General features: G+C 71.2%; 14 protein-coding genes and 1 pseudogene. 6 read left to right on the plus strand and 9 right to left on the minus strand.

Annotated features, from left to right (window positions below; genetic code table 11):
* Nucleotides 1-4: 4 nt before the first annotated feature.
* From AB0D14_RS01120 to AB0D14_RS01130, 3 genes and pseudogenes are all read right to left on the minus strand, one after another.
* A pseudogene (locus tag AB0D14_RS01120) lies at nt 5-1,674 on the minus strand (hypothetical protein).
* On the minus strand, nt 1,665-2,942 hold the full coding sequence (locus AB0D14_RS01125; protein WP_362773149.1) for a hypothetical protein: 1,278 nt from the start codon (nt 2,940-2,942) through the stop codon (nt 1,665-1,667). Before AB0D14_RS01125 ends, AB0D14_RS01120 begins: the two are co-directional and overlap by 10 nt.
* On the minus strand, nt 2,890-3,873 hold the full coding sequence (locus AB0D14_RS01130) for a phosphatase PAP2 family protein (RefSeq protein ID WP_362773151.1): 984 nt from the start codon (nt 3,871-3,873) through the stop codon (nt 2,890-2,892). The genes AB0D14_RS01125 and AB0D14_RS01130 overlap by 53 nt, the downstream gene beginning before the upstream one ends.
* Nucleotides 3,874-4,093: 220 nt before the next feature.
* Between AB0D14_RS01130 and AB0D14_RS01135 the strand changes: the two genes are divergently transcribed.
* Nucleotides 4,094-4,690 (plus strand): histidine phosphatase family protein, encoded by a 597-nt coding sequence (locus AB0D14_RS01135; RefSeq protein WP_362772808.1) that lies wholly within the window; start codon nt 4,094-4,096, stop codon nt 4,688-4,690.
* 84 nt (nt 4,691-4,774) lie between these two features.
* Here the strand turns inward: AB0D14_RS01135 and AB0D14_RS01140 are convergent, their stop codons facing one another.
* Nucleotides 4,775-6,331, minus strand: coding sequence for a hypothetical protein (locus tag AB0D14_RS01140; RefSeq protein ID WP_362772811.1), 1,557 nt, complete (start codon nt 6,329-6,331; stop codon nt 4,775-4,777).
* A gap of 289 nt (nt 6,332-6,620) precedes the next feature.
* On the opposite strand from AB0D14_RS01140, the gene AB0D14_RS01145 reads away from it, so the two are divergent.
* Both AB0D14_RS01145 and AB0D14_RS01150 read left to right on the plus strand, forming a co-directional pair.
* Complete coding sequence (locus AB0D14_RS01145; protein WP_362772814.1) at nt 6,621-7,049, plus strand: hypothetical protein; 429 nt, start codon at nt 6,621-6,623, stop codon at nt 7,047-7,049.
* 94 nt (nt 7,050-7,143) lie between these two features.
* Nucleotides 7,144-8,004 carry a fused MFS/spermidine synthase gene (locus AB0D14_RS01150; RefSeq protein WP_362772817.1) on the plus strand — a complete coding sequence of 287 codons (861 nt, stop codon included), beginning with the start codon at nt 7,144-7,146 and terminating at the stop codon, nt 8,002-8,004.
* Nucleotides 8,005-8,080: 76 nt separating this feature from the next.
* Here AB0D14_RS01150 and AB0D14_RS01155 read toward each other — a convergent pair whose 3' ends face one another.
* Nucleotides 8,081-8,626 carry a hypothetical protein gene (locus AB0D14_RS01155; protein ID WP_362772820.1) on the minus strand — a complete coding sequence of 182 codons (546 nt, stop codon included), beginning with the start codon at nt 8,624-8,626 and terminating at the stop codon, nt 8,081-8,083.
* A gap of 121 nt (nt 8,627-8,747) precedes the next feature.
* Here AB0D14_RS01155 and AB0D14_RS01160 point away from each other — a divergent pair, with 121 nt between their 5' ends.
* The 3 genes from AB0D14_RS01160 to AB0D14_RS01170 all read left to right on the plus strand — a co-directional run bounded on the left by AB0D14_RS01160 (nt 8,748) and on the right by AB0D14_RS01170 (nt 12,495).
* Nucleotides 8,748-9,452 carry a response regulator transcription factor gene (locus AB0D14_RS01160; protein WP_362772822.1) on the plus strand — a complete coding sequence of 235 codons (705 nt, stop codon included), beginning with the start codon at nt 8,748-8,750 and terminating at the stop codon, nt 9,450-9,452.
* Nucleotides 9,449-10,870, plus strand: coding sequence for a HAMP domain-containing sensor histidine kinase (locus AB0D14_RS01165; protein ID WP_362772824.1), 1,422 nt, complete (start codon nt 9,449-9,451; stop codon nt 10,868-10,870). The genes AB0D14_RS01160 and AB0D14_RS01165 overlap by 4 nt, the downstream gene beginning before the upstream one ends.
* Nucleotides 10,871-11,007: 137 nt before the next feature.
* The gene (locus AB0D14_RS01170) at nt 11,008-12,495 is read left to right on the plus strand and encodes a cellulose binding domain-containing protein (protein ID WP_362772827.1); all 1,488 of its coding nucleotides are present in this window, start codon (nt 11,008-11,010) and stop codon (nt 12,493-12,495) included.
* Nucleotides 12,496-12,804: 309 nt separating this feature from the next.
* Here AB0D14_RS01170 and AB0D14_RS01175 read toward each other — a convergent pair whose 3' ends face one another.
* From AB0D14_RS01175 to AB0D14_RS01190, 4 genes are all read right to left on the minus strand, one after another.
* Nucleotides 12,805-14,235 (minus strand): GH1 family beta-glucosidase, encoded by a 1,431-nt coding sequence (locus tag AB0D14_RS01175; RefSeq protein WP_362772829.1) that lies wholly within the window; start codon nt 14,233-14,235, stop codon nt 12,805-12,807.
* A gap of 165 nt (nt 14,236-14,400) precedes the next feature.
* Nucleotides 14,401-15,321 carry a carbohydrate ABC transporter permease gene (locus AB0D14_RS01180; protein WP_362772832.1) on the minus strand — a complete coding sequence of 307 codons (921 nt, stop codon included), beginning with the start codon at nt 15,319-15,321 and terminating at the stop codon, nt 14,401-14,403.
* Nucleotides 15,318-16,346, minus strand: a complete 1,029-nt coding sequence (locus tag AB0D14_RS01185) for a sugar ABC transporter permease (RefSeq protein WP_362772834.1) — start codon at nt 16,344-16,346, stop codon at nt 15,318-15,320. Before AB0D14_RS01185 ends, AB0D14_RS01180 begins: the two co-directional genes overlap by 4 nt.
* On the minus strand, nt 16,343-17,665 hold the full coding sequence (locus tag AB0D14_RS01190; RefSeq protein ID WP_362772836.1) for an ABC transporter substrate-binding protein: 1,323 nt from the start codon (nt 17,663-17,665) through the stop codon (nt 16,343-16,345). The genes AB0D14_RS01185 and AB0D14_RS01190 overlap by 4 nt, the downstream gene beginning before the upstream one ends.
* Nucleotides 17,666-17,951: the final 286 nt, after the last annotated feature.

The raw sequence follows: 17,951 nt of genomic DNA on the forward strand, positions 1-17,951 counted from the left end.
GGAGTCACAGGACGTCCTCCTCGGTCACGGCGTCGGGCCGCGGGGCGGCGTCGGTCTCTCCGGGGGCCCGCCGTGCGTCCACGGGGTGTCCTCCGGTTCGGGCAGTTTCGCCCCGCCCCGCTGCTCGTGCTCGAAGAGCGTGAAGCAGAGCAGATCGCCCTTCTCCGGTACGGATCCGGGCTCCGGCTCCTTGCCACGTCCCATCTTGTCGACGATCCGCAGCACGATGAGCGCGCCGCCGTTCTCGGGCCCGTCCTCGGAAGAGTTCGCGGGGCCGGGCGAGGCGTCCTGCTCAAGAACGCCGGCCGAGCCGTCCCCCTCGTACCCCACGAACACGGCCGCCTGGGGCTTGCCACCGAGCGACCGGTAGACCTTCGCGCGCTCGCCGAGATGCGGCCGGTCGTCCGTGCGCACGGTCACCAGGGGGCGCGGGCTGGGCCGCTTCCCCTCGCTGTATGCCATCACGACATCGGTGACCTCGCCCGCGAAGGCCTCGCCCGCGAGCCGCCGACCGGCCATGACGAGCGGGTCGTCGAGGGCCTCCTGCGCTTCCAGCCGGGCCTGTTCGCGCTCGCGCGTGGCGAGCTTGTTCGCCGCCGTGACCGCGTCGTCGCGGCGCGGCTGCGGCGGCTCGCCGGCCAGGACACGGTCCCGGTGGCCGGTGAACGACCAGCGGTCGCGGGTCCACCGGTCGGCCGCGTGCGGGCCCTCGGGCAGGGCCCGCAGCAGGTCGATCCCGTGCCACACCGCGTCCCAGGTGGGACGGGTGCGGCTGGCCACCAGCTCGCGGATGTGCCGTTCGGCGGCGGCGAGTTCACCGAACCGGTCGTCCGCCTCGATTCCGTCCTCTGCGGCCGCGAGTGCCGTACGCGCGCGGTCGTAGCGCTCGATGGCGGGGGCGAGCAGCTTGTTGTCGAAGGCCGGGTCGGTGGCGGGCCCGGCGGGCGGGCAGACGAGCTGTCCCTGGGCGTCCCGCAGCAGCTCGGCCCGCAGCGCCGCCTCGGCACCGGACCCGCCCTCCGGCGGGTCGATCCAGGCGAGCAGCGCGCCCAGATGCTGGTCCTCCAAAGTGGACTGGCCGGTGGCCCAGTGCCGGGACAGGACGTCCGTGAGGGCGGTCAGGAGCGACGAACCTGGCACTCGCGCACGCTCCCCGTAGTGCGTGAGCCAGCGTCCGAGCAGCGGCACACGCGGCGGCGCCGGATGCGGGGTCTCCGGGTCCTGCTCGGCGGTGCGCCTGAAGCGCATGGAGCGACCGAGCAGCCGTACGAGGTCGATGCCGGCCCGGCCCGGCACGATCAGTTGTGGTGCGTCCGCGCACAGTTCGACCTCGACCTTGACCCGCTTGCCGGTCTCCGGATCGGTCTCGCTGCGCTCGGCGGCCTCGACGTCCGTGGAGTAGCCGTCGATGTACGGCAGGACGATGTCCGCCAGTTCGGCGAGGAACGCGAACCGCAGGTCGCGGTCCCGGGGCTGTGGCACGACCAGCAGCCGGGGAGCGTCGCGGTCGGTGCCGACGAGTGCCCCCAGCGGGGCCCCGGCCTCCCCGGCGGTGGTGAGCGGTACGAGGACGAGCGGGCGCTCGGTGAGGTGCCGGTGCCGGACGGTGGCGAGGGGTTGGGCTCTGCCGGTGTCCACGGCCTCCAGCCGGGCGAGGGTGGTGATCAGGGACATGCTGCCCCCGCCCGACCGGTCTGCTCGGTGGTGCGCTCCGCCGGGCGTTTCGCCGTGCGATCCGCGGGGGCTGGTGGGTTGTCCGCGGCGCCGTCGTGGCTGGTCGCGCAGTTCCCCGCGCCCCCTGCGGCAGCCGGGGCCGGAGCCGGGAGCGGCGCAGTGCCCAGTGCCTCGGCGCGGAGCCTCGCTGCTCTGCGCAGGGTTGCGACCGTCGGGTCGGTCGGGTCGCCTGAGTCGCCCCGGGCCGCCGACAGGACGTCGTCCACCGAGGTCAGGGCGCCGAGTTCCGCCCGCAGGGACCGGCCGAGTGTGGTCACAGCGCCCTGTGCGCGGGACCGGCCGCGGCAGTGGAAGGCGAGTTCGCAGGCGGACAGGCACTCGGGGGCGTACGTCGCCGGGACCGACTCCACCGCGGCCGTCAGCTCGGCGGCAGGGAGGTCGGGGGCGAAACAGGTCCCTTCGGGGAGCGCGTCGGCGATGTCCTCGACGCGGGTCAGCCGGTCCAGCTGGCGGCGGGTCACCGAGCACTGCTTGCGGACGTCCACGGCCGACGCGGTGGGCAGGTTGGAGAAGTCCTTCGGGCAGACCAGCAGCACCGTGTACCGGACCTCGGGCACCGGGTCCAGCCGGGCCGCGACCTGCTCCAGCGCCAGTACGTACACCGCGGACTGGCGGGCCGCCGCGCCCACCTTGGCGGCGTCCGCCGAACCGTCCAGCATCGGGAAGGACTTGATCTCGACGACCGTCCAGCTCCCGTCGGGATGCACGACCACCGCGTCCGGCTCCAGGAAGGCGGGGGAGCCCGCCACGTCCAGAGCGAGCAACGGATGGTCGAGCAGCGTCCAGACGCCCGCCCCGGTGGCCTCGCGCAGCGCCAGTGCCGTACGGGCCGTGCGGCCCTCGGGCCCGACGGCGCTGAGGTCCGGCACGGCGCCGGTGGCGGGCGGCTCGGCTCCCGCGTCCAGCTTCTCGTGCACGAGACGCAGCACCTCCGCGCCTCCGTCGGCCTTGACCCGCGCCTCGAACGCGTTGCCCCGCATGAACGCGAACTGTGACTGCCCGAAGGCCGACGGCGAGCCGAGCGCGCTCGCCAGCACCGCCTTGTTCACGCCCGCCCCGTCGAGGATCGCGCGCCGCCGGCAACCAGGGTTCGCGGCGAGCGCCGCCAGGGCACGCGCGTCCAGCGGCTGCGGCGGGACGGCCGCGCCGCGCAGCTCAGCGAGCCGCTGCCGGAGTCTCGTCCCCTGCTTCGGCGGGTCTGGCCGCAGGATCGGCTCCCGGCTCGGTGGTACCCGGGGTGGCTGGGACCTTGCGCTGTCGGGGAAGTCGCTCACCCGGGGAAGTCTGGCACCCCGCACTGACAATTGAGGAGCCTGCGCCGTGAGAGGCGGCTGTGGGGCCCCCGATGGACGGTGCGAAGGGACGGATCCCGTACCGCGCCCGCACCATGTCCGCGAGCCGCAGCACCGGCCGGACGAGCAGGAACCCGACGCCCATGACGGCGAAGCCGGCGACCGCGTCGAGGAAGTAGTGGTTGGCGGTGCCCATCACCACGATCGTGGTGATCAGCGGGTACAGAACCGCCGCGATCTTGGTGAGCCGGGTGCCGCCGTACATCCAGAGCATCACACCGCACCACAGGGCCCAGCCGCAGTGCAGGCTGGGCATCGCCGCGTACTGGTTCGTCATGCCGCCGAGCCCGCGGGGCGCGCTCGCCTCGCCGCCCCACCAGCCGTAGTCGCTGTACTGGGCCATCGTGTCGACGAACCCGTGGCTCGCCGACAGCAGCCGCGGCGGGCAGGTCGGCAGCAGGGTGAAACCGATCAGGCCGATGAACGTGGACGTCATCAGCCAGGTCCGGGCGGCCCGGTAACGCACCGCACGGGACCGGAACAGCCAGATCATGACGGCGGGCGTGACCATGTAGTGCAGCGACGCGTACCAGAAGTCCGCCGGGATGCCGAGCCAGGGCTGACGTGTGAAAAGACGGTTGAGCGGGTGCTCGGCGTTGAGGAAGAAGAACTTCTCGACCCGCAGGATCGCCAGGCCGTGGTCGACGGCATGGGTCACGTCCCCGCGCGCGAGGAGTCGTCCCGCCGAGTACGCCGCATACACCAGCAGGATCAGGGGCAGCTCGGTCCACCAGCGGAGGCGGGTGCGTGGTGCCGCCTCGGTGACTGGTGCATCGGTCCGCAGCAACATCCGATCCCTCCCCCTCCTGCTTCCTCGGCCGCAGTGCCGCCGGACCAATGTACGTTCTGTGCGTCTCCCATGCGGGGGCGCCCCTGGTGCTCATAGACGCTGGGATCGCCCACCGGGTTGCTTCACGGGCGCGTGAGCCATGATGGAGTGATCCATCCCTCGTTCTTCCGCGGTTCACCGCTCACGCCGCTCGATCCTCCCGGAAAGGCCCCCCTTCATGGCACCGCGCATCCTGCTGGCTCGGCACGGCCAGACGGAATGGTCGCTGTCCGGCAAGCACACCGGCAGGACCGACATCCCGCTTCTGGACGAGGGTAGGCGCGGCGCCGAACTGCTCGGCGAGCGCCTGCACCGGGCGCCGCTGGACGGGCTCCCCGGAGTGGAGATCCGCACCAGCCCGCTGGCACGCGCGCGTGAGACGTGCGAGATCGCCGGGTTCGGCGACCGGGCGGCCCCCTGGGACGCGCTCATGGAGTGGGACTACGGCGCGTACGAGGGCATGACCCCCGAGGAGATCCGGACCGACCGCCCCGACTGGTTGATCTGGCGGGACGGAGTGCCCAAGGGCGAGAGCCTCGCCGAGGTCTCCGCGCGCGCGGACGAGGTGGTCGAGTGGGTCCGCTCGGAGGAGCGGGACGTACTGGTCTTCGCCCACGGTCACATCCTGCGCTCGATAGGCGCCCGCTGGCTGGGTCTGGGCATCGACTTCGCGGCCCGTGTCCGCCTCAACCCCACGTCCCTCTCCGTCCTGGGCTGGGCCTACGGAGAGCCCGCGATCGAAACCTGGAACGACTGCGGCCACCTCGTCGTGTAGCCGGCCCGTACGGACTGCCGACTGCCGACTGCTGACTTTCGGATTCCGGCCTTCAGATTCCGGATTCCGGATTCCGGAAATCCGTCAGGCGGACCTCGGCAGCGACCTGTGCCGTTCCAGGAAGTCCGACACTCCTGAGGCGCGGCGGTGCGGCAGCAGGACCCGGGCCGTTCCCGCCAGCATCGTCTGCACCCGGGACGACTGGACCTCGTCCAGCAGGTCCAGGACACGCAGCCCGGCCGCGGCGGCCTCGTCGGGGTGGCCGGCGCGGGCCAGGTCGTCGGCGAGTTCGGCCGTGTACAGCGCGAGGTTGCGGGTGAAGTGCGGGTCCTGGAGCCGGGTCGCCCGGCGTGCCTGGTGGGCCGCGCGCGGCCAGTCGCCCAGCGTCGACCAGCACTGAGCCTCAAGGCCGGCCAGTTCGGCGTCTCCGTAGAAGCTCATCCACTCCGGATCGGCGCCACAGGAACCGCGCCCGTACAGGGACTGCGCCCGCACCAGCGCCTGTTCGCAGCCCGTCCGGTCGGCCAGCCCCGCCCAGCCGCCCGCCTCGCGCAGCGCGAGCAGCGACAGGAGCCGGGCCGAGCCCAGGGGACGCGCCGCGAACTGCGCCGCCTGCGCCGCCCGCACCGCCTCGCGCGGTCGTCCCGCGTCCCGGGCCAGGAAGGACATGTTGCAGAAGGCGTGTGCCTCCAGGGCCGGGTCCGAGGCCACCCGGGCTGTCGCGAGCGCCTCCGCGTAGTGCGAGCGCGCGTCGTCGAAACGTCCCGAGTCGTGCGCCAGCCAGCCCACGGAGATGGCCAGTTCACCGGCCCCCGTCTGCAGCCGTTCGGCGGTCGCCTGCCTCGCCGCTCCGGCATCCAGCAGGGCGTACGCGGCCCGCAGCGGAGCCGCGGCCCTCCGGTACAGCCCGTCGGCGCCGTGCCGGTCGTCCAGCAGCCGGATCTTGCGGACGGCCTCCTCCAGCGCGCCGGCCTCGGCCTCGCCGGTCCGGCGCACGGAACGCGGCGCGGCCTCGGCCGTGCCGCCGAACGCGAGCCCCCAGGAGCCCAGGGAGGCTGCCGCCACCGTGGCGGTACCACTGCTCATGAATGCGCGACGTTGCACGTCGCTCTCCTCGTGGTTCTGATCGTCGAACTCATGCGGGTCATGCGGGTCATACAGGCCATACGGGTCATGAGGATCGTGCGAGTCATACGGGTCATGCAGTTCGTACGAGCCGTGCGGGTCGTGCGGCTCGTGCGGGTCGTGCGTCGTCACGTACGGCTCGTACGCCCCTTCCGTCTCATGCGGGGCGTACGGCAGGCTCGTGGTGTGCGGGGCGGGCGCCGGATCGGCGGTGCGCGCCCCCCGTCCACGCACCGCCGAACGGGGTACGAACCCCAGGTCGGTCAGCGTCCGGCCGGGGAACATGTACAGGAACACCCGCGCGTACGCGTAGTTGGGACAGCGGATCTCGCCCGCCTCGACCCGCCCGATGTAGCGCGCGTCGCAGCTGACCCGCTCGTCGATCTCCCGGGCCGCCCGCCGCACGGCCGCGGCGAACTCGCCCGGCGAGCGCTGTCCGCGCAGGCGCCGGAAAACGAGGTTCGGCCGCGGCGGCCGAGGTGACTGGGACGAGGCGGTCATCGGTGACGACGCCATGGCCGGGCCCTCTCTCGCGAACCGTCGAACCAGACCGGAAACAGAGCGACTTGACCAGGTGATCCCCATCGAGCCGCACCTGTGTTCCGGCGGGCACGAACGTACCCGCTGTGACGAGCCCACAAGGCGGAGTTTGGTTACAAACCGGATATCTCACACCTGTTCTGCCATGAACTGCCATCCTTTGCGGCCGAGTTTCGCCGTAGCCGTTGACGTGGTGGAGCGTTGAACCATGCGGTGTGCTCGGCGGTGTGCTCGATCGAGGAGGGGTTCCGTGGTGGAGGCCAGGATGGAGACCAGACAGGGCGTCGACCGCTGTCCGCCGCCGGCGCAGGCGGCGTCCGGCGGTGAACAAGGTGAAGGCCCCGAGGACCTGTGCGATCTCGTCACCGTGCCTGCCCGGCAGGGGCTGGAGGCCGTCGACATCCTGCGGCGGGGAGCCCCCTCCGAGGCGGTCGGGCCCGTTCTGCACGACGACAACTGCGACACCCTCGGGTTCCTGGTGCCGCCCGGCACGGCCTCCGCCTGGGATGTCCCGGGCAGTACGTGTACGCGGACCGACGGACGGGGAGTCCGACTGGCGCCCGAGCCGCCCGTCGAGGGGTCGGACTGGCTGCTTCCGCCCGGGGAGGCGGATCTGGCCACGGATCCGGCTGTGCTGCGGGCCGCGCTGGGGGAGGCGGCCCGTCTGATCGAGGCGGCGGACAACTGCCGCTGAGCCGCATTCGTCCGGCCGGTCTGTCCAGTCTGTCCGGTCTGCTGGGGCTGTCGGGCCTGTCGGGCCTGTCGGGTCGATAGTCGATAATGGACGGATGGCCAGGGCTAGGAATCGGCGTACGGCACGTGCGGCAGTCGTCGAGAACGTGGACGGCGGGCTTGCCGAGCTCCTGCCCGACCGGGAGCGTGCGCGGGGCTGGACCCTGGTCGTCGACGGGGCCCCGCAGTCCCACGTCGACCTCGACGATCCGTCGTATCTGAGCTTCGAGTACCAACGCCGCCTCGGTCACGTCATCGACCTCGTCGCCCCGCCCGGCAAACCCGTACACGCCGTGCATCTCGGCGGTGGCGCCCTCACCCTCGCCCGGTATGTGGCCGCGACCCGCCCCCGCTCCACCCAGCAGGTCGTCGAACGGGACGCGGCGCTCGTCCAACTGGTACGGCGTGAGCTGCCGCTGGACCCGAACATCCGGATCAGGGTGCGGTCCGCCGACGCGCGAGAAGGGCTCGCCAAGGTGCCGGACGGGTGGGCGGACCTGGTCATCGCGGATGTGTTCAGCGGGGCGCGTACGCCCGCGCATCTGACGTCCGGCGAATTCCTCGGCGACGTACGCAGGGTCGTCAAGGCCGGTGGCCTGTACGCCGCCAACCTCACCGACGGCCCGCCCCTGGCGCATCTGCGCGGCCAGATCGCCACGGCCGCAGGCGTCTTCCCCGAACTCGCCCTCGTCGCCGACCCGACGGTCCTGCGCGGCAAACGCTTCGGCAACGCCGTCCTGGTCGGTTCGGACCGGCCCCTGCCCATCGCGGAACTGACCCGCCGCGCGGCCTCCGACCCGCACCCGGCAAGGGTCGAACACGGCAGAACCCTGCGGGACTTCACCGGAGGAGCAAGCCCCGTGACGGACGCGGTGGCGGTGGCGTCGCCCGCCCCTCCGCCGTCCGCCTTCCAGTAGGCGCGCCCCCACCGGCGCGGCAGACGATCACTGCCCGAGCCCTCCCTATGGCGCTACGGAGCTATGGCGATGGCGCTCAGTAATCGTTGATCTCGACCCGCGGCGCAGAGTCATGCCATGTGCAGAACACGGAAACCCGATCAGCCCCGGACGAGAACTCCACCCGGATCCATGTCTCGGTCTTCCACACCTGCATGGACCACCCGGACGCGGGCGTCGCGGACACCAGCGACGCCGACGACGTCCCGAGGTCGAAAACGACCCGGCCCCCCTCGGTGTCGTAACTCTTCACCTCGCCGGAGGCGCCCGCGCGGGGAGCGGACCCCGCCGGCTTCGAGGGCGAGGGCGACGCCGCCGAGGGTGTGGCCGACGGCGAACGGCTCGCGCTCGGCTCACGGCTCGTCGACGGAGCGGGCTTCGAGCCCGATGGGGTCTCGGGCCGACTCGTCGAGGAGGACAACGGCTTCGCCCCCTGCGTGGCCCCGCCCGCCGTGATCGGCAGCGCCCGCGGCGGATCGTAGGCCGTCCCCGTCATGACCGTGTGCACACCCCACCACGACAGCGTGACCGCCGCGCCCGTGGCGAGCGACCAGGCCAGTACGTGTACGAGTCCTCTGCGCATCGCGGGCCATCCTGCCCCACAAGCCCCGTGTGTGTCCCCGTGCGAGCACACCCGGAGAGAGCCGCGGGCAGTTGTCCACAGGCCCCGGAACCGCTTCCCCGTATGGCGTACGGTGCGGGCCATGGCAAGTGTGCTCGTGGTCGAGGACGACCAGTTCGTACGCTCCGCCCTCATCCGGCATCTGACCGAGGCGGCGCACACCGTGCGCAGTGTCGGTACGGCCCTGGAGGCGCTGCGCGAGGTCGCCCATTTCCGTTTCGACGTCGTGATCCTGGATCTCGGCCTGCCCGACCTGGACGGGTCGGAGGCGCTGAAGATGCTGCGCGGCATCACCGACGTGCCGGTGATCGTGGCGACCGCGCGGGACGACGAGACGGAGATCGTCCGGCTGTTGAACGACGGCGCGGACGACTATCTGACCAAACCGTTCTCGGTCGAGCATCTGTCGGCCCGGATGGCGGCGGTCCTGCGCCGCGCCCGGTCCTCGGCCACAGAGCCCGCGTCCGCACCGCAGATCCGGGTCGGCGGTCTCGCCATCGACCCGCTGCGCCGCCAGGCCGAACTGGACGGCGTACGGCTGGACCTGACCCGGCGCGAGTTCGACCTGCTGGCCTTCCTCGCCGGGCGGCCCGGTGTCGTCGTGGCCCGCAAGGAGCTGCTCGCCGAGGTGTGGCAGCAGTCCTACGGGGACGACCAGACCATCGACGTCCATCTGTCCTGGCTGCGGCGGAAGCTGGGCGAGACGGCGGCCCGGCCGCGCTATCTGCACACCCTGCGCGGGGTCGGGGTGAAGCTGGAACCGCCCGGCCCGGGACCGGCGCGATGAGATGGGCGCTGGTCAAGGTCTGTGTGGCCGTCACCACGATGGTCGTGGTGGCGTTCGCGGTCCCGCTCGGTCTGGTGATCAGGGAGATGGCGAGGGACCGGGCGTTCTCGAACGCCGAGCGGGAGGCGGCGGCCATCGCCCCCGCCCTCTCGATCACCACCGACCGGGATCAGTTGGAGCGGGTCGTCGCCTCGGCGGGCTCGGACGCGGGAATGGCGGTGCACATACCCGGGAGCGACGGCGGCGGCGCCGGCGCGGAGCAGCAGGCGGTCGACCTCGGGCGGCAGCGTGCCGTCGACAAGGACATCGTCATGACCCGGAAGCTGGGCCGGGCCTCCACCACCGAAGTGCCCGGCGGCTCCACGCTGTTGCAGCCCGTCGCGCTGAGCTCGGGCGACATCGCGGTTGTCGAGGTGTACATCCCCGAGGCGGAGGTCACCAACGGCGTGGACACGGCCTGGGCCGTCCTCGCGGGGGTCGGTGTCGCGCTCATCGTCGGCTCGGTCGCGGTGGCCGACCGGCTCGGTGTACGGATGGTGCAGCCCGCGCGGCGCCTGGTGGAGAGCGCGCACGAGCTGGGGGAGGGGAAGCTGGGCGCGCGGGTGCCCGAGCAGGGGCCGACCGAGCTGCGGCTCGCGGCGGTCGCCTTCAACTCCATGGCCGACCAGGTCGTCCAGCTGCTGGCCAACGAACGGGAGCTGGCGGCCGACCTGTCGCACCGGCTGCGTACGCCGCTGACGGTGCTGCGGCTGAACGCGGCCTCACTCGGCGACGGGCCCGCCGCCGAGCAGACCCGGGCCGCGGTCGCGCAGCTGGAGCGCGAGGTCGACACGATCATCCGCACGGCCCGTGACGCCAAGCCGCAGACCGTGGCGGTCGGCGTCGGCGCAGGGTGCGACGCGGCCGAGGTCGTCCGGGAGCGCATGGACTTCTGGTCGGCGCTCGCGGAGGACGAGGGACGCAAGGTGCGGGTGGCCGGGGTCGACCGGCCCGTACGGATACCCGTGGCCCGCGCCGATCTCGTCGCCGCGCTCGACTCGCTGCTCGGGAACGTGTTCCGGCACACGGCCGAGGGCACCGCCTTCGCGGTCGACGTGCACAACGGCGAGGACGCCGTGATCGTCCTCGTCTCGGACGCGGGTCCTGGGATAGCCGACCCGGAGGCGGCGATGGCCCGCGGCCGGGGATCCGGCGCCGACGGCTCGACCGGCCTGGGGCTCGACATCGTGAGCAGGCTCGCGGAGTCGACGGGCGGGGACGTGCGGATCGGCCGCTCCGTCCTGGGCGGGACCGAGGTCAGGATCTGGATCCAGCTGGACGGGCGTGAGCCGGAGCGGCGGGGTCATCGGGGGTCGGTGCGACGGCGCAGGCCCGCCAGATTGGTCTCGACCTTTAACCGCTCCCGATCTCTTCCTTAAGCGCACCCTAAGATCCTCAACGCGCGTCCGGATCACGCGCTTTGCCCGGTTCCGGATCGCTAGCGTCTGCCGCACCCCCACCCTCGGGCTCTCCACGGGAAACCGAGGACCCCGTGAACAGCGAAGGCAGGCACGCGATGAGCACGCACCGACGCATGGCCAGTGGCAGAAACAAGGCGATAGGCGGTGTGGTCGCCGCGGCCGTGGCCGGCGGCGGAGCCCTCGTGTTCTCCGGTACGGCACAGGCGGCCGGCGTCGGCGCCGCGTACACCAGGACCAGCGACTGGTCGACGGGCTACACCGCTCAGTACGTCGTGACCAACGACAGCGCCGGTGCGAAGACGGACTGGACCCTGGAGTTCGACCTGCCGTCCGGTGCCCGGCTCAGCTCCTTGTGGAACGCCGAGTCGAAGGTGAGCGGCCGGCACGTCACCGTGACGCCACCGTCCTGGGACAAGGACGGGCTCGCCAAGGGCGAGGCGGCGACCGTCGGCTTCGTGGTGAAGGGATCCGGCGACCCGGCCGGCTGTCTCGTCGACGGCGCCAAGTGCTCGGTGGACGACGGGGCGGCGCCGGAGCCCACGGGCCGTCCGACGCAGTCCCCGACATCGACGAAGTCACCGGCGCCGGCGAAACCCACCGCGGCCCCGACGGCCACCGCGACCGCCACCGCGACCCGGAGCCAGAGCCCCAAGCCGACGTCCTCCGGGACCACAGGCAGCGGCACCACCGCCACCGCCGGCTTCGCGCCCTACGTCGACACCTCCCTCTATCCCGCCTTCGACCTGCTCGCCCACGCCGAGGCCACCGGAGTGAAGAACTACAACCTCGCCTTCGTCACGGACGGCGGCGGCTGCACCCCCAAGTGGGGCGGTGTGACGGACCTCGGCAGCGACGCGGTCGCCGCGCAGATCGGCGGGCTCCGCGCCGGGGGAGGAGACGTCCGGGTCTCCTTCGGTGGCGCGGCCGGCTCCGAGCTGGCGCTGAACTGCTCGTCGGCGGACGCCCTCGCGGCGGCGTACGGCAAGGTCGTGGACGCGTACAAGCTGACGAAGGTCGACTTCGACGTGGAGGGCGGCGCGCTCCCGGACACGGCGGCGAACACCCGCCGGGCGAAGGCGATCGCACGGCTCCAGAGCGAACACCCCGGCCTTGACGTCTCGTACACCCTGCCCGTGATGCCCGAGGGCCTCACCCAGGACGGTGTGAACCTGCTCGCCGACGCCAAGTCGAACGGCGTCGGCATCGGCACGGTCAACATCATGGCGATGGACTACGGACCGGCGTACAGCGGTGACATGGGCACCTACGCCGAGCAGGCCGCCACCGCGACCCAGGCGCAGATCAAGGGAGTCCTCGGGCTCTCCGACGCCGCCGCCTGGCAGGCGGTCGCCGTCACCCCGATGATCGGCGTCAACGACGTGACGACAGAGATCTTCAAGGTCGACGACGCCACCCAGCTCGTGAACTTCGCCAAGTCGAAGGGGATCGGCTGGCTCTCCCTCTGGTCCGCCACCCGCGACAAGCAGTGCCCCGGCGGCACCAAGCCCTCCGCCGACGCGACCTGCAGCTCGATCCTCCAGGATGCCAACGCCTTCTCGAAGGCCTTCGCCGCTTACAAGTAGCCCTCGATCCGCCGCCCGCAAGCGCCTACGGGCAGCCCCTGAGCGGCGGCCCTTGAGCGGCGGCCCTTGAGCGGCGGCCCTTGAGCGGCGGTCCTTGAGTGGCGGCCCCGAACGCCCCCGCAGGCCATGTTCACGCGGGGGTCGCGCGCCCCGGCCGGCCTTCCCCCCACCCGGCCGGGGCACGCGCACACCATGAAGCGGGCACACAGCGAAGCGCGCACACAGCGAAGCGCACCAACACCGTGGGGCGCGGCACTCCCCTCACCGGTGCCGCGCCCCGCTTTCGCCCACCTCCCCCAGGAGGGGCGTCTATTCGACCGGGTTCACCGGCGGCAGCTCTCCGGTCCGGGCCGCTTCCCGGTACCAGAGAGCGCTGGACTTCGGCGTACGCTCCTGTGTCGCGTAGTCCACGTACACCGCGCCGAAGCGCTTGCCGTAGCCGTACGCCCACTCGAAGTTGTCCATCAGGGACCAGAGGTAGTAGCCGCGCACGTCCGCGCCCTCGGCGATGGCGCGGCGGACCGCGCGCAGGTGTCCGTGCAGGTAGGCGATCCGCTCCGGGTCGTGGACGCGGCCGTCCGGGTCAGGCTTGTCGTCGTACGCGGCACCGTTCTCCGTGATGTACAGAGGCAGCCCCGGCGCCTCCCGGGTGTAGCGCATGATCAGGTCCTGCAGGCCGGACGGGTCGATCGTCCAGCCCATCTCCGTGCGCTCACCGGGAGTCTGGTGGAAGGCCACGTCGTCCGCGCCCGGCCAGGGGGAGAACGAACTCGCCCCATGGCCGTCCGCGCGCGGGGCCGACCCGTTCTCCGGCGCGGCCGACACCAGCGCCGGCGTGTAGTAGTTCAGCCCGAGCGCGTCCAACGGCTGCTTGATCAGGGCGAGATCGCCACTCTGCACGTACGACCAGTCCGTCACCGAGGCGGTCGCCGCGAGCAGGCTCTCCGGGTACGCGCCGTGCAGCATCGGGCCGTGGAAGATCCCGTTGGCCAGATCGTCGATGCGCCGGACCGCCGCCAGGTCGGCGGGGTCCTGGGTCAGCGGCCTGACCACCGAGGAGTTGAGGCTCACCGCGACGCTGTTGCGGGCGGGCATCGCGGCGCGCAGGGCCGAGGTGGCGAGGCCGTGCGCGAGGTTGAGGTGGTGCGCCGCGCGCAGGGACGCCTCCGGGTCCGTACGGCCGGGAGCGTGCACGCCGGAGCCGTAGCCCAGGAACGCGCTGCACCACGGTTCGTTGAGCGTGATCCACTGCTCGACCCGGTCCCCGAGCGCCTCGCCCACGATCTGCGCGTACTCGGCGAAACGCAGCGCCGTGTCGCGCTCGGGCCAGCCGCCCGCGTCCTCCAGCTCCTGGGGGAGATCCCAGTGGTAGAGGGTGAGGGCCGGCTTGATGCCGTGGGAGAGCAGCTCGTCGACCAGGTTGCGGTAGAAGTCGAGGCCGCGCTGGACGGCGGGGCCACGCCCTGTCGGCTGCACCCGGGACCAGGACACCGAGAAGCGGTACGCGGTCAGGCCCAGGTCCGCCATCATCGCCACGTCGTCGCGGTAGCGGTGGTAGTGGTCGTTGGCGATGTCGCCGTTCTCGCCGCCCGCGGTCTTGCCGGGCGTGTGGCTGAAGGTGTCCCAGATCGAGGGCGTACGACCGTCCTCCCGGACCGCCCCCTCGATCTGGTACGCGGAGGTCGCCGCGCCCCAGAGAAACGCGGGCGGGAAGGTCACAGGTGTTTCGGGCTCAGGCATGGAAGCGCTCCCATGGGAGGAAGGTCGTATGAGACCAGGGATATGGGGTCGGAGGCGGTAGTAGGGGTCGAGGCGGCGGCTCGACCCCCGTCGGCCGGGCGCGGCGGCTCGGCCCCGTCCGGCAGGCATCGCGGGGCCGGGTCTGTCGTGAGAAGGCGCGGCGGTTCAGCCCTTGATCGCGCCCTGCATGATTCCGCCCACGATCTGCCTGCCGAACAGCAGGAAGGCGATGAGGAGCGGCAGGGTGCCGAGGAGCGCGCCCGCCATGATCACCGCCTGGTCGGGGACGTAGCCCGTGCCGAGCGAGTTGAGGGCGACCTGCACGGTGGGGTTCTGCTGGTTGAGCGCGATGATCGGCCACAGGAAGTCGTTCCAGGCCATCACGAACGTCAGCAGCCCGAGCACGGCCATCGCCGGCCGCGCCGCCGGGAAGACGACGTGCCACACGACGCGCAGGCTGCTCGCGCCGTCGACCCGCGCCGCCTCGATCAGCTCACTGGGCAGCGCCTGTACCAGGTACTGCCGCATGAAGAACGTACCGAAGGCGCTGACCAGGGTCGGCAGGATGACCGTCTGCAGCTGGTTGGACCAGCCCAGCTCGCTCATCCACAGGTACAGCGGTACGACCGCCAGCTGCGGCGGGATCATCATCGTGCCGATGGTCAGCAGCAGCAGGGTGTTGGAGAACTTGAACCGCAGTTTGGCGAAGGCGAACCCGGCGAGCGTGGAGAACAGGACGGTACCGACGGTGATGGTCGCGGCGACGATCGTGCTGTTGACCATCGCGGTGCCGAGGCCCCCCTCCTCCCACGCGCTCTGGAGGTTCTTGAACAGGTTCCCGCCGATCCACAGCGGCGGCGGCGTCTCGGCGAGCCGCTGGTTGGTGCGCGAGGCCGCGACCACCGTCCACAGCAGCGGCGCGAGGGAGACGAAGGCGAGGACGGCCAGGGCGACGTACGTGAGAGGTCCCGCGTGCAGTTGTTTGCCCGCGCCCATCAGCCGGCGGCGCACGGAGCCGGCCCGGTCGCCCTTTTCCGCCGCGTCGCTCGCCTTCGCCTGAGGGGGCGTCAGTTCACTTGTGGTCATTGGGACTTCCTCAGCCGTCGGGTGATCAGCAGGTTGATCGCGGCGACGATCAGCAGGATCAGGAACATCGTCCAGGCGATCGCGGACGCCTTGCCGAGGTTGCCGATGATCCAGCCCTGGTCGTACATGTACAGGCCGAGCGTCTGGTACTGGTGCTCGGAGCCGCCCTTGGAGCCGCTGACCCCGCCGAACAGGAGCGGTTCGCCGAACAGCTGCGTCGCGCCGATCGTGGAGACGACCACCGTGAACAGGATCGTCGGCCGCAGCATCGGGATCGTCACGTGGCGGAACTGCTGCCAGCGGCCCGCGCCGTCCAGGGCCGCCGACTCGTACAGGTCGGCGGGGATCGCCTGCATCGCCGCGAGGTAGATCAGGGCGTTGTAGCCGGTCCACCGCCAGATCACGATCGAGGAGACGGCGAACTGCGAACCCCAGTTGGACTCACGCCAGTTGATCGGGTCGACCCCGACGAAGTTCAGCAGCCAGTTGATCATGCCGCCGTCCCACGAGTACAGCAGGACGAACACCAGGGTCGCCGCCGCCACCGAGGTGGCGTACGGGGTGAGCATCACTACCCGCCACATGGTCGAGCCGCGCAGTTTGTAGTTGAGCATGTGCGCGATGCCGATCGCCATGACCAGCTGCGGCACGGTCGAGATCACACCGATGGTGAAGGTGTTCTCCAGCGCTCCCCAGAAGAAGTCCGAGGACATCAGGTTCTTGTAGTTGTCCAGGCCCACCCAGGTCTGCTGGTCCAGGTTGGACAGCTGCACGTTGTGCAGCGAGTACCAGGCCGTGTACAGCAGCGGGACGAGCCCGAAGGCACCGAAGAAGATGAAGAAGGGGGTGATGAACGCGTACGGCGACGCCTTCATGTCCCAGCGGTACAGCCGGCTGCGCCAGGAGCCGGGGCCCGGGGGCGGTGTACCGCGACCTTGAGCACGGCGCGCCGCGCCCGGCTGGGAGCCGGGCGCGGCGTCGGCGCTCGTCGCGGATTGCGCGAGAGCCTGCTTGGAGCTTGTCACTGGCCGAGCACGTCCTTGATCTCCTTGTTGGCCGCGTCCCAGCCCTGGTCCGGGGTCTTGCCCTTCTGCTCGACCTGCAGGATGCCGATGTCCGAGATGGCGGTGTTGATCGGCTGGTCCTTGACGCCGAAGATCTGCGTCGGGATGGTCTTCGCCGAGTCGGAGAAGATCTGCGTGATCGGCGCGTTCGAGAAGAACGCCGTGGTCGCCGCCTGCGGCTTCAGGGTCGGGTACGCCGCCGGGATCGACGGGAAGCTCGCCTGCTTGGCGAAGACCTTCGCCTGCTGCTCGGGAGCGGTCAGCCACTTCGCCAGCGCGATGGCCTCCTTCTGGTGCTTGCCCGCCGTGGGCACACCGACGAACGCGCCGCCCCAGTTGGCCGCGGTGGGCGCCGCCGCCACGTCCCACTTGCCCTTGCCGGCGTCACCGGACTTCTCCTGGATGTAGCCGAGCATCCATGCGGGGCAGGCCACCGTCGCGAACTTGGCGTTGGCGAAGGCCTGGTCCCACGGCTTGTCGAACTGCTTGAGCTTCGCCGACATGTTGCTGGTCGCCACCTCCATCGAGGTGTCCCAGGCCTTCTTCACGCCCGAGGACTTGTCCCAGATGACGTTGCCGTCCTTGTCGTAGTAGCGCTCGCTCTCGCCGCCGAGTGCCGCGTTGTAGATCGAGGCGGCGGAGTCCACGAACTTGGTGCCCTTCGGCGCCTTCTTCATGTAGTTCTTGCCGACGTCGACGTACTTGGACCAGTCGCCCTTCCACTGCGCGGCGAGCTTGGTGCGGTCCGTCTCAAGACCCGCCGTCTTGAAGAGGTCCTTGCGGTAGCAGACCGCCATCGGGCCGATGTCGGTGCCGAGCCCGATGGTCTTGCCGTCCTTGGTGGTGGCCTGCGCCGTCTTCCAGTCCAGCCACTGGGACTTGTCGACTTCCTTGCCGAGGTCGACGAACTTGTCGGCCTGGGTCTGCACCGCCTCGGCGATGTTGCCGATCTCGATGGCCTGGAGGTCGTCGGTACCGGCACCGGCCTGCAGGCGGGTGAGGGTCTTCGGCCAGTACACGTCGGTACGGGTGGTGACGTTCTCCTTGATGGTGACGTCCGGGTTCTTCTTCATGTACTCGTCATAGAGGCCGGCCTGCTTGTAGCCGAAGACACCGAACGTGCCGACGGTCAGCGTGGTCTTGCCACCTCCGCTACCGCCGTCCGAGTTCGACGAGCCGTCGTCCGAGTCCTCGGCGCAGCCGGCGAGCAGTCCTGTCGCCAGCGCGGCGACGGCCGCGAGGGCCATCAGCCTGTGGGACCCGCGGGTACTCGTGCGCATTGCGTCCTCCTGTTGCCCTGACGTGCCGACCCCCCGGCCAACTGCATTGTTGGGCCCGTTTGTTCACGCTGCGGCTCGGGCGGGGAACGTGCGGGTTGTGTATGTGTCAGGTACTGTGGGAGCGCTCCCACAGGTGATGTGTTGAAGGTTCGCCGCTCGGCGCGGGGGTGTCAAGGGAGAGGGCGTAGAGATGTGTCTTCAGTTATCGGGCTGTTAGCAAACGCCGGTGGAGATCGGAGGAACGGGTCCTCCGCGGCGCCGGGGCCGGGTCCCGGCGCGGGCCGCC

Origin of the sequence: Streptomyces sp. NPDC048484 (assembly GCF_040651415.1) — a bacterium.
Classification (GTDB): domain Bacteria; phylum Actinomycetota; class Actinomycetes; order Streptomycetales; family Streptomycetaceae; genus Streptomyces.